The sequence below is a fragment of the Flavobacterium sp. genome (genome assembly GCF_044338735.1).
GTDB lineage: Bacteria > Bacteroidota > Bacteroidia > Flavobacteriales > Flavobacteriaceae > Flavobacterium.
Genome location: NZ_JBIIWV010000062.1, coordinates 1 through 11,905, shown reverse-complemented (window position 1 = coordinate 11,905; position 11,905 = coordinate 1). Strand labels below are relative to the sequence as shown.

Below are 11,905 nucleotides of genomic sequence, written 5' to 3'. Positions count from 1 at the left end.
AACAACTTGATTGTAATCAGTAGCTATTCTATCAAAATTTCCTTTCATATAAAAGGTTTGATTTCCTTTTCCAAAAAGATTTTTAAAATTTACCGACCCGATAATTTCAGATTGATTTTTGTCTGCTAATTTTAAATCATACAAAATAAAATTATTCAACGTACCTAATAAATGAGTATTTATGTAAAAGATATTATTCTTGCCAAATTCATTATAAAAACAATTTAAATCATTTGAAGCTATAGAAGCTTTATCCAGTTGAACATCAAAAATTACCTTATTATTAAAATCTTTAAAATCTTCTCTTTTGTATCGCAACTCAGCCTTTCCTTTCATTTCAGAATGGAGTGTTTTTATCGATAACTTATCTAGTAAAATATTGTTTTTAGTATAAGTGAAACCAGCCGTTAAATTGGTAACTTCTATCCCTCTGTGATCCACAAAAGCTAATCGTTTAATGAGTGTTGTTACATTTGTACCCTTAATCAAAAAATTTTCAATTTTCCCATTTAATCGTTTTAAATCTAATACTTTAGGAGTTTTCAAATTCTCATCAATATACCTAAAACGACTACTAAAAAGCGTCATTTTATTAGCTCTCATTCTAAACTTACCCGATGAAGGCGTTCCATCATCAAAAGCATCAATGAATTTATCTAGATTCGTGTAGTTTTCATTTTTGTAATTAACTATCTTGGCGTCTAAACCATCAAAAATTACGTCTTTTAAGTAGGGATGACCCGGATCGTAAATTTTCATAAAACTTAAAATAGAAGTATTTAAACGTTTAATAGCAAAAAGTGTGTCCTTGTGGTGATCTAAAATGATTATTCCTTTTAATTTAACACTTCCAAAAGGGGTAATTGCAACTTGTTCAATCGATAAATCAGTACCAAAAGTCTTATTTAAATCTTTTGTAGCATATTTACCAAGGTAGGTTTGTACTGGTGGTAAAGACAGAATTATCCCTAAAAAGAGTAACATGACTAGTATTCCAAAGAGAATACGAAATAGTATTTTTTTAAATTTTTTGATACTCTATTTTGTTTTAAATTTGCTGAAAATTAATTTAAAAAGGGATTCCGAACAAAAATAAGGATTTTTGTACGATAAATACAATATCTTTAATTCAAATTTCATGCCTAACATGTCTGAAAAAAAAATATATACATTAGCTATTGAAAGTTCTTGTGACGACACGTCTGCAGCAGTGCTTTGCAACGATATTGTTTTGTCAAATATTGTTGCGCGTCAAGCTATTCACGAAGAATATGGAGGTGTTGTACCAGAATTAGCCTCTAGAGCGCACCAACTAAATATTGTTCCTGTTGTAGAAGTTGCCATCAAAAAAGCTGGAATAACAAAAAATGAACTTAATTGTATTGCTTTTACTCAAGGTCCAGGCTTAATGGGTTCGTTACTCGTTGGAGGCTCCTTTGCAAAATCATTGAGTATGGCATTGGGTATTCCACTTATTGCTGTGAATCACATGAAAGCTCATATTTTAGCTCATTTTATTAAGGAAGAAGGCTATGATAAACCTACTTTTCCGTTTTTAGCGTTAACGATTTCTGGTGGTCATACGCAAATTGTGAAAGTAAACAGTTTTTTTGATATGGAAATTATTGGAGAAACGACTGATGATGCAGTGGGTGAAGCATTTGATAAATCGGCAAAAATTTTAGGGTTACCTTATCCTGGCGGACCTTTAGTTGATAAATTTGCACAAGAAGGTAACCCAAAAGCGTTTCCGTTTACCAAACCAAAAGTAACAGGTTTGAATTTTAGTTTTAGTGGTTTAAAAACTCAAATATTGTATTTTATTCAGAAGAATGTAGCTTTGAATCCAAATTTTATTGAAGAAAATAAAGCCGATATTTGTGCTTCTATTCAATATACCATCATCAACATTTTGATGGACAAATTAAAATTGGCTGTTGCAGAGACTGGAATTAATCAAATTGCAATTGGTGGAGGAGTTTCGGCTAATTCAGGGATCAGAAAAACATTGAAAGAAGCAGAACAAAAATACGGTTGGAAAACCTATATTCCTAAATTTGAATACACCACCGATAATGCTGCTATGATAGGAATTGTTGGATATTATAACTTTTTAGAAGGAAATTATAGTAATTCCGAAATAACATCTAAAGCACGAATTAAATTTTAAATTCTATTTTATCTATGCAACTATTTTATAATTCTGAAATAAAAAAAGGTGATTCTAACTTCTTTTTTGATAAAGAAGAAAGTAAACACATTATTAAAGTTTTACGTAAAAAGGAAGGTGATAAAATACTTATTACTAATGGATTGGGATTTTTATTTGAATCTGAAATAATTTTAGCATCTGAAAAAAAATGTGAAATAAAAATCACAAATGAAACGTTTCATCAACCCGATACTTTTTACACGCACATAGCAATTGCTCCTACTAAAATGAACGACCGCTTAGAGTGGTTTTTAGAGAAATCAACCGAAATAGGTATTCACGAAATTACGCCAATTATTTGTGAGCATTCCGAACGAAAAGTGTATAAGATTGATCGAGCTGAAAAAATCATACAAGCTGCAATGAAACAGTCATTACATTATTATTTACCCAAAATTAACGAGCCAATTTCGCTATCGCAATTTGTAAAATCGAATATTGTTGGTCAAAAATATATTGCCCATTGTGAAGAAACGGATAAAAAATCATTTCAAAAGGAACTAAGAAAAGAAGAAAATGTAACCATTTTGATTGGTCCTGAAGGTGATTTTTCTTCTAAAGAAATAAATTTAGCTTTGGAAAAAAATTTTATTCCTGTAACTCTTGGCAACACCCGATTAAGAACCGAAACCGCAGCATTAGTTGCTTGTCATACAATTGCATTACTGAATGAATAGATATATAGTCCTTTTATTACTACTTTGGAATTTTGGGTTTACTCAAGAAGTAGCCATTGCCAAATATTCGGGAGGTGGGGATTGGTATGCAAATCCGACGTCGTTACCTAATTTAGTTAAATTTTGTAATCAAACCATTAATACCACCATTAATCCAAAAGTTGCAACGGTAGACATAGGAAGTGCTGAAATAGTAAATTATCCGTTTGTACACATGACTGGTCATGGAAACGTGGTTTTTAGTACTAATGATATCGTTAATATTAGAAACTATTTAATCTCGGGCGGTTTTTTACATATTGATGATAATTATGGAATGGATGAATTCATCAGAAAGGAACTGAAAAAAATATTCCCCAGTAATCCATTAGTTGAAATCCCATCAAATCATATTCTTTTTCAAAAACCTTTTTCTTTTCCAAATGGATTACCTAAAATTCATGAACACGACAATAAAAAACCGCAAGCCTTTGGGATTTTTATTGAAAATCGTATTGTTTTACTTTATACTCATGAATGTGATTTAGGAGACGGCTGGGAAGATCCCGAAGTACATAATGACCCAAAAAATGTACGTGAAAAAGCACTTCAAATGGGTTCTAATATTTTATATTATATTTTTAATCATTAGCATTAAATTTATTATTATAAATATATAACATTATTATTTAGTTTTGTTTTTTTATTACTATTTTTTTATTTTTATTGTATTTATTTCGATTATTAAACAAAATATATTAAAATTAATCATAATTTAACACAATAATATAAAAATAATACAATTTATAAATTTTGGAATAATTAATTTTGAAATAGTTAATCTTTACATTAATATTATTGATGTGTTTTAGTCTAAAATGGCGAAAAACTAAAATAAAATTGATACAATTATAATACAATTGTATATCGCTTAACTGAAAAATTTTTTAACCCCAAAAAATAAATTTTATGAAAAAGCTATTTCTACTAACATGTACTTTGTTAACTTTGTTTTCATGTACATCAGACACGTCCAATCTTGAAACCGAAAATGAAAATTTTTCAATTCTAGCTAAAAAAGGAGATTCATTAGTAATCAATAAAAGAAATTGTGTAAGTCAAGATATTTTAGAACATGAATTGAAAAAAAATCCCGAGCTAGCAATCAATATTCAAAAAATTGAAGAATTTTCAAAAAAAGTAATCATTAAAGATATTTTTGAAATATTCCCAATTCGAATTGAGATTCCGGTTGTGATTAATGTCTTGTATAGAACATCCGCTGAAAATATTTCATTATCACAAATTCAATCTCAAATAGATGCTCTTAATCAAGATTTTAATGGCATTAACAGTGAATTTAATCAGGTTCCTGGAGTTTTTGCAGGAGTAAAAGCAAATGTTGGCATTACATTTGTTTTAGATAGAGTTATTAGAATACAAACAACTCGCACAGAATGGGCTGTACTAAATGAAGAAATGAAAAAAACGGCTTTTGGAGGAATAGCCCCTACTTCACCAACAAACAAACTTAACCTGTGGGTGTGTACGTTGGCTGGTGGAATATTAGGTTATGCAAAAGCTCCTGGGACTGCATTAGAATTGGATGGCGTTGTTATAGACTCTAGATATTTTGGAACAAACGGAAGAGCTACGGCTCCGTTTCATAAAGGAAGAACTGCTACGCATGAAATTGGACATTGGTTAAATGTAAGACATATTTGGGGCGATAGTACTTGTGGGAATGATTTAGTTTCGGACACACCTTCGCATAATGCAGCAAATTATGGATCTCCAGTATTTCCACATTATTCAACTTGTCCTGGAAATCCAATTGAAATGACTATGAATTTTATGGATTACACTAATGATGTATCTATGTACATGTTTACAAATGGTCAAAAAGATAGGATGAGAGCTCAATTTTTAACAGGAGGCTATAGATACACATTTGTACAATAAAAATATTTAATTTCTTTAATCAAAAAACTCGTTATTAATTGACGAGTTTTTTTTATTTTAGCAAAAATGAAGAACTATGACATCCAAAGAAATTTCAAATGGAATTATAAGAGCTGTTGCAATACTTTTAGTGAGTAGTTTACTATTGTTTTTTTTATTTAAGGTTAGCACAATCATTTTATATTGTATTATTTCTATAGTATTATCATTATTACTAAGCCCTTTCGTTTCTTTTTTAAAGAAGCGTTTGAAATTAAAAAACACTTTAGCTGTAATCATTACACTTTTATTGGCCTTTTTAATTATTAGTGGTTTTATTTTGTCATTTACTCCACTTTTACTTGCCCAAGGTGAAAAATTATCATTATTAGATATTAGTTCGCTTGAAAAAAATTATCATATAGTACTTCAAAACATTACAAATTATTTGGATGCACATAATATTAATTCAAGACAATTGTTAGAAAACAGTAAATTAACGTCTTTTAATTCTTTCGAATTCATACCAAATTTTATTAATAGTTTTTTTAATACGATAGGAAATTTCAGTGTTGGTTTCGCTTCTGTTTTATTTATTACCTTTTTTGTTTTAAAAGAACGTCAGTCATTCTATCTTAAATTTGAAGAACTAATTCCCGAAAAACAAAAAGTAAAAGTTAATAATTCAATCAATGAAATACATCATTTATTATCAAGATATTTTATAGGATTATTGATTCAATTGACAATAATAATGATCTTATATTTTATTGTGTTTCTGATTTTTGGAGTTGAAAATCCTATTATTATTGCTTTATTATGCGCTATTTTTAATATCATTCCTTATGTTGGTCCAATAATTGCTTCAATTGTTGCTTGTATATTGATCATGACCAGCGGAATTGGTTCTGGTGCTGATTTTACAAACGATACAATTCCAACTGCATTATATGTTCTTATAGGAATGTCTATTGTACAAATAATTGACAATAATTTAAGTTCTCCACTTATATTTTCAAAAAGTACAAATTCACATCCTTTGGAAATATTTTTAATTATTTTGATTGCTGGAATTTTATTCGGAATAACAGGAATGATTATAGCAGTCCCTTTATACACTTCGATTAAAGTAATTGCTAAAGAATTTTTTCCAGAAAACAAAATCATCAAATTGCTTACAAAAAATTTATAGTTTTGGAAATTAATCAATTATTAAAACCTGAAATTCAAAATTTTATTCAAGAGAATTTATCAATGAATAGTAGTAAATTAGCTTTGAAAAAAAATCCGTTTCCAAATTCAAATTATACCGATATTATTCATCAAATTATTTCTAAAAATAAAGCTAAAGAAAAATTACCAACGTGGTTTTTTACAGAAAATATTATTTACCCAGAAAAAATTTCGATTGAACAAACCTCTTCAGAAAAAACTGCAAAATACAAAGCAACGATTGTTTCAGGAAAAAATATCATAGATTGTACAGGTGGTTTTGGAATTGATGCATATTATTTTTCAAAAATTTTTGATACTGTATTTCATTGCGAAATCAATTCGAAATTATCCGAAATAGTAAAACACAATTTTAATCAACTTGGAATTAACAATATAAACTGTCTTTGTGGTGATAGTATTGAAATTCTTAAAAAATATAATCAGCAATTTGATTGCATTTACATTGACCCGTCTAGACGAAATGACAGTAAAGGAAAGGTGTTTATGCTTGCTGATTGTTCACCAAATGTAGTTGAATTACAAAATTTTTATTATCAATTTACAGATACATTATTAATTAAAACCGCACCTATTTTAGATCTTCATGCTGGTTTATTAGAATTAAAAAATGTAGCAGAAATACATATTGTTGCTATAGATAATGAGGTAAAAGAAGTATTATGGAAAATAGAAAAAGAATTCATTGGAAGTCCGAAAATATTTGCAATTAATATTGAAAAAGAAAACGTAATAACCTCAGAAATTAGAACCAATAAAGACTATAAAGCTACTTACAGCCTGCCCAAAAAATTCTTATACGAACCCAATGCATCGTTGCTAAAATCTGGTGGTTTTGAAGCTGTTTCTGAAATATTTGGTATTGATAAATTACACCCTCATTCTCATTTATATAGCTCAAACGATTTGATTGACTTTCCTGGTAGAAGGTTTAAAATTGAAACTATTGTTCCGTTTCAAAAAAAAGAAATCGCACAATTAATTCAAGGAAAAAAAATGAATGTTTCTACAAGGAATTTTCCTATAAAACCAGATGAAATAAAGAAAAAATACAAAATTTCTGATGGAGGTGCAATTTTTGCGTTTTTTACTACAAACTTAAATAATGAAAAAATAGTTTTACTTTGCACCAAAATATAAATACAATGAAAAATATTTACATACTTTTATTTCTAATTCCACTATTTTCTGGAGCTCAAACAAATGATTGTGTTTATGAAGTTGAACAAAAAACAGACTCAACTTCATTAAAAGTACTTTCTGAAGTATTAATTGATGAGAAAATATTTGGCAACACAAATGAATATTTATTTTTTAGTTTGTTAAATATTGATGGTGTTCCAATGCTAGAGTTACAGTTATTGCAAAAAAGCAAAGATTTTATACCTGCAAAATGTATTAACAAAACTTCAAAAATAATATTACAACTACAAAACGGTAAAATTGTAACATTACTTGCTAATGAAGAGGAACGATGTAGCGTTTTAAATTATGATGAAAAAGAAAAAAACAATATAAGAGTTTTAACTGGTTATTTCTTTTTTGGTATCACAAACTATGAAGAATTGAAAAATAGTTCGGTTACTTTAATGCGTGTTCAATACAATGGTGATTCAAAGGATTATGTAATTAAGAATGAGTTGGTTTCAGAAACTTTGAAAACAAAAACAAATCCAGATACGTACTTTATGAACTATATAAAATGTATCGATTGACAAACAAAAAAGCCTTGAAATACAAGGCTTTTTTGTGATCGCTATTGACTTATTCTCAAACCCAATCTTAAAATTCTTAGCTGATTTTGCTAAAAAAATGCCTTAGAATTAGTTGTGGATGATAAAATTTATAATGGTATAATTAAGGCTTTGTTTTATAAAGAGTGTCGAATAATTAAGGTGCTTTTATTTTCTATTTGTTCTTTTTTTTCGTTCAAAATCATTCGGGCTAGAATTTTTCCCATTTCAACAAAATCAGTAGATATGGTGGTTATGCCGTTTTCTACAACTTTTTTCAATGGGGTTTCGTTATAAGATATGATTCCGAAATCTACACCAAGAATTAAATTTTGTAACTTGGATTTTTCAATCACTTTTACTAAATCCCTATCGTCAGGAATTATATAAACTTCGCCTTTTATTATTTTACGGTCTTTAAACTCAGGAATAACCATATAGCTAAATCCGAAGTCTTCACAGAATTTTTTGAAGCCAATTTTCATACCTACCGGTTCCCTAAATCCTGGAAAAATAAGAATTAGTTTTTTGTACTTGTTTAATTTAGTTTCACCCTCTTCTAATCCATTATAAATATCTTTCTTATGATTTTGATATACCGCAGGGAATGAATTTAATTCCAAATTTGTTTGATCTAATATATAAACATCGTCAACTGGTAGGGTTTTTATTATTGCAGCCGCACCATCTAAATTAGTCGGCATAATGATGTATTTGTTATAGTTTCCATTGCTGTCATTAATTATTTTTTGAAAAACCTGAATGTTAAAATGATGAAAAAAAATATCAACCTGAGTATTCATTCCAATATTTACTATAAAAGAATTATACAGATCTTCCTTAAAAATATTAAGTTCATCAAACAGTAAAATAATCCTTTTTTTTACTTTTACCTCAATGGTTTTTATATAGTAGCCTTTACCCAGAATAGAATATATAATACCCCGCTTTTTTAATTCTTCATAAGCCAAAAGTACGGTATCACGGGAAATAGAAAACTCAAGACATACTTTATTTATTGATGGAAGTTTTTCATCTTTTTTCAAAAGTCCTTTTACAATAGTCTTTTCAATAGAGTAAATAATTTGTTTATACTTGGGTATGCCTAGATTATTTTGAATAGTAATAAATTTCATAATAAAAATTTTTGCAAATATACATAAAACTGGTAGGTACTAGTGTGTAATTAATTATCTTTAATTTATATTTGAATTAATTATTTAATTTTTTTTGAGTAAATTATGAATTCATTTTTTAATACATGTCCTGCAATTAATTTCTTTGGATATATGCCTAATGGAGCTGCAGTCAACTCATGTGAATTAACCAATAAAAAAGGAATGCAATTGAAGGTTATCACTTTTGGAGCCACGATAACCTCATTAAAAATACCCTTGAAAAATGGTAGTTTTATTGACGTGGTCTTGGGTTTCGATACTTTGGAAGCCTATTTAAATTCCTTTAATATAAATAGTTCGCCATATTTTGGAGCAACGGTAGGGCGTTATGCTGGCAGGATCAATAATAGCACTTTTAGTTTGAACGGCAAATCGATTGATTTAAATAGTAATAATAATGGGCACTCCTTGCATGGAGGAAATATTGGCTTTAGCCAAAAACAATGGAAGATAAAAAATGTGAATGAAGGGGAAAATCCATCCATAACTTTAAGTTATTTCAGTCCTGATGGGGAAGAAAATTACCCCGGAGATTTATCGATAGATTTAACCTATACTTTATCCGAAGAAAATGAATTGATTATTGAGTACGTTGCCACTACATCGGAGGATACAATAATAAACCTGACTCATCACAGCTATTTTAATCTTGATGGTCATAATTCGACTATTCTTGAACAGGATTTAATAGTTCATTCGAATAAAATGTTGGAAACCAATGAACACATTATTCCAACGGGGCAATTTTTGAATTTAGAAAACAACCCTTTTAATTTTAATCAAGCTAAAAAATGCCCTCAAAAAATAGACACCACTTTTGTTTTGAATGATGTTGAAGAATACTCAGCCTCACTTTACAGTGCTAATAATAATTTAGAAATGTTGGTATTTACGAATCAACCGGCTGTTCATATATATGTGGGAGGAAATTGTAATAATGAAATAAAAGGAAAGGAAAATACAGATTATCACAATTTGAGTGGAATTTGTTTTGAAACACAAAATTTTCCAGACGCACCGAATCACGATCATTTCCCTAATGCTGTTTTAAGAAAAGACGAAGTATATCAACACAAGACTATGTATAAATTTCAAAATTAAGTAAGGCCTATTTCAAGAAATTAAATAAAAACAACCAAATTATAAATAATGAATGAGATTTTAATACAAGACACCACTGATTTTTTTAAAGCTAAATTTGGAAATGTACCAGATAAAATAGTTCTTTCCCCGGGGAGAATAAATATTATTGGCGAACACATAGATTATAATGATGGCTATGTTTTGCCAGCTGCTATTGATAAAATAGTATGTTTTGCATTTGAAAAAAACAATTCAAATACCGCAAAAATTCATGCTATTGATCTGAATGAATCAGTATTAATCGACATTACAAAAGAGGAAATAGTAAGCGATGTTGTTTGGACTAATTATTTACGGGGTGTTTTGTTCCAATTAAAATTAAAAGGACACAAAATAAGAGGTTTTAACTGCGTCTTTAGTAGTAATATTCCAATTGGTTCTGGTTTGTCTTCTTCGGCAGCCTTAGAATGTGGATTTTTATTTGGGATTAATGAAATGTTTAATTTGGATATAAAACCAATCGATATGGCTTTAATGGGGCAAACTGCTGAGCACTGGGTTGGAATTAATTGCGGCATCATGGATCAGTTTTCTAGTATTATGGGATTGGAAAACAAAGTAATAAAAATTGATTGCCGTACTTTGGATTATACCTACCATGATGCTGATTTTGCAGATTATTCTTTAATTTTATTTGATAGTAACTTGCAACATTCCTTATTTACATCCGAATATAATAATCGACGAATAGAATGTGAAGAAGGATTAAGTATTATAAATGAAAATTATCCTGAAATTAACAGCTTTAGAGATTGTAATGAAGAATTATTAATTGGTTTAAAATCTAAAATGACGGATAATGTTTTTAGAAGAAGTTTATATGCCGTAAAAGAAATAAAACGTGTCATTCAAGCTTGTACAGCGCTCGACAAAGGCGATATTGAAACGTTAGGTAAGTTAATGTTTGAAACCCATCAAGGCTTGTCTAAAGATTATGAAGTAAGCTGCCCAGAATTAGACTATCTGGTAGATTTGGCAAAAGCCGAAGAGGATGTAATTGGATCTCGATTAATGGGAGGTGGCTTTGGAGGTTGCACCATCAATTTGGTAAAAAAGGGAAGTGAAATTAAAATAAAAGAGAAATTTACCACATTATATGCTGAACATTTCAAAATAGACTTAATAACATACGATGTAAAAGTTTCTAACGGCACATCACTATATAAAAACTAATTTATAATGAAACCATTTGATATCTACGAAGATCCGCACCGACGGTTTAATCCGCTCATAAACGAATGGGTTTTGGTTTCTCCACACCGAGCAAAACGACCATGGCAAGGTCAAAAGGAAACTGTTGCTAATGATGAAAGACCAGCATATGATCCAACTTGTTATTTGTGTCCAGGCAATGCTCGTGCTAATGGAGATGTAAATCCAACATATCTTAGTTCATTTGTTTTTGAAAATGATTTCGCAGCTTTAAAAAAAGAAGAAATTGAGTTTGAAGAAAGCAAGGACGCTACTTTCTTTAAAGTAAAACCAGAGAGAGGCATTTCAAGAGTGGTTTGTTTTTCACCAAAACACAATATCACTTTACCGGAAATGGATTTGTCAACAATCGAGGAAATTATTCGAACTTGGCAACAAGAATATACGGATTTAGGAAATGTTGATTATATCAATTATGTTCAAATTTTTGAAAATAAAGGAAGTGTAATGGGTTGCAGCAACCCTCATCCACATGGACAAATTTGGGCACAATCCTCTATACCAACCCAAGTAGAGAAAACACAAAATAGTTTGAAAGCCTATTTTGATAAAAATAAAAGCAATCTTTTAATTGACTATTTAAATGAAGAATTAAAA

At 29.2% G+C, this 11,905-nt stretch carries 11 protein-coding genes and 1 pseudogene; 10 read left to right on the top strand and 2 right to left on the bottom strand.

What is annotated here, in order from left to right; all coding sequences use genetic code 11:
- Window positions 1–984: pseudogene (locus ACIQZC_RS05770) on the bottom strand (translocation/assembly module TamB); the annotation flags it as partial.
- A 163-nt stretch (window positions 985–1,147) separates the two neighbouring features.
- Between ACIQZC_RS05770 and tsaD the strand changes: the two are divergent.
- From tsaD to ACIQZC_RS05735, 7 genes are all read left to right on the top strand, one after another.
- Window positions 1,148–2,170 (top strand): tRNA (adenosine(37)-N6)-threonylcarbamoyltransferase complex transferase subunit TsaD, encoded by a 1,023-nt coding sequence (gene tsaD, locus ACIQZC_RS05765; RefSeq protein ID WP_396138285.1) that lies wholly within the window; start codon window positions 1,148–1,150, stop codon window positions 2,168–2,170.
- Between the two features lie 14 nt (window positions 2,171–2,184).
- Entirely contained in the window at window positions 2,185–2,889 is a 705-nt protein-coding gene (locus tag ACIQZC_RS05760; protein WP_396138284.1) for a 16S rRNA (uracil(1498)-N(3))-methyltransferase, read from the top strand.
- Complete coding sequence (locus tag ACIQZC_RS05755) at window positions 2,882–3,520, top strand: DUF4159 domain-containing protein (protein ID WP_396138283.1); 639 nt, start codon at window positions 2,882–2,884, stop codon at window positions 3,518–3,520. The genes ACIQZC_RS05760 and ACIQZC_RS05755 overlap by 8 nt, the downstream gene beginning before the upstream one ends.
- Window positions 3,521–3,837: 317 nt before the next feature.
- Complete coding sequence (locus ACIQZC_RS05750; protein WP_396138282.1) at window positions 3,838–4,830, top strand: zinc metalloprotease; 993 nt, start codon at window positions 3,838–3,840, stop codon at window positions 4,828–4,830.
- Between the two features lie 76 nt (window positions 4,831–4,906).
- Window positions 4,907–6,001: an AI-2E family transporter gene (locus ACIQZC_RS05745; protein ID WP_396138281.1), complete on the top strand. Its 1,095-nt coding sequence runs from the start codon at window positions 4,907–4,909 to the stop codon at window positions 5,999–6,001.
- 2 nt (window positions 6,002–6,003) lie between these two features.
- Window positions 6,004–7,182: a class I SAM-dependent methyltransferase gene (locus ACIQZC_RS05740; protein WP_396138280.1), complete on the top strand. Its 1,179-nt coding sequence runs from the start codon at window positions 6,004–6,006 to the stop codon at window positions 7,180–7,182.
- A 5-nt stretch (window positions 7,183–7,187) separates the two neighbouring features.
- Window positions 7,188–7,757 carry a hypothetical protein gene (locus ACIQZC_RS05735; protein WP_396138279.1) on the top strand — a complete coding sequence of 190 codons (570 nt, stop codon included), beginning with the start codon at window positions 7,188–7,190 and terminating at the stop codon, window positions 7,755–7,757.
- A 155-nt stretch (window positions 7,758–7,912) separates the two neighbouring features.
- Here ACIQZC_RS05735 and ACIQZC_RS05730 read toward each other — a convergent pair whose 3' ends face one another.
- Window positions 7,913–8,911: a GntR family transcriptional regulator gene (locus tag ACIQZC_RS05730; RefSeq protein ID WP_396138278.1), complete on the bottom strand. Its 999-nt coding sequence runs from the start codon at window positions 8,909–8,911 to the stop codon at window positions 7,913–7,915.
- A 105-nt stretch (window positions 8,912–9,016) separates the two neighbouring features.
- On the opposite strand from ACIQZC_RS05730, the gene ACIQZC_RS05725 reads away from it, so the two are divergent.
- The 3 genes from ACIQZC_RS05725 to galT form a co-directional block, all read left to right on the top strand.
- A complete protein-coding gene (locus tag ACIQZC_RS05725) occupies window positions 9,017–10,054 on the top strand; it encodes an aldose epimerase family protein (protein WP_396138277.1) in 1,038 nt (345 codons plus the stop codon).
- 48 nt (window positions 10,055–10,102) lie between these two features.
- Entirely contained in the window at window positions 10,103–11,269 is a 1,167-nt protein-coding gene (gene galK / locus ACIQZC_RS05720) for a galactokinase (protein ID WP_396138276.1), read from the top strand.
- A 6-nt stretch (window positions 11,270–11,275) separates the two neighbouring features.
- Window positions 11,276–11,905: galactose-1-phosphate uridylyltransferase (gene galT, locus ACIQZC_RS05715; RefSeq protein ID WP_396138275.1), on the top strand; the 630-nt coding region annotated here is incomplete at its 3' end.

Bases quoted from the DNA above. Each gene is read 5' to 3' on its own strand.
- tsaD (WP_396138285.1), top strand. From the start codon at position 1,148: ATGTCTGAAAAAAAAATATATACATTAGCTATTGAAAGTTCTTGTGAC.
- ACIQZC_RS05760 (WP_396138284.1), top strand. From the start codon at position 2,185: ATGCAACTATTTTATAATTCTGAAATAAAAAAAGGTGATTCTAACTTC.
- ACIQZC_RS05755 (WP_396138283.1), top strand. From the start codon at position 2,882: ATGAATAGATATATAGTCCTTTTATTACTACTTTGGAATTTTGGGTTT.
- ACIQZC_RS05750 (WP_396138282.1), top strand. From the start codon at position 3,838: ATGAAAAAGCTATTTCTACTAACATGTACTTTGTTAACTTTGTTTTCA.
- ACIQZC_RS05745 (WP_396138281.1), top strand. From the start codon at position 4,907: ATGACATCCAAAGAAATTTCAAATGGAATTATAAGAGCTGTTGCAATA.
- ACIQZC_RS05735 (WP_396138279.1), top strand. From the start codon at position 7,188: ATGAAAAATATTTACATACTTTTATTTCTAATTCCACTATTTTCTGGA.
- ACIQZC_RS05730 (WP_396138278.1), bottom strand. From the start codon at position 8,911: ATGAAATTTATTACTATTCAAAATAATCTAGGCATACCCAAGTATAAA.
- ACIQZC_RS05725 (WP_396138277.1), top strand. From the start codon at position 9,017: ATGAATTCATTTTTTAATACATGTCCTGCAATTAATTTCTTTGGATAT.
- galK (WP_396138276.1), top strand. From the start codon at position 10,103: ATGAATGAGATTTTAATACAAGACACCACTGATTTTTTTAAAGCTAAA.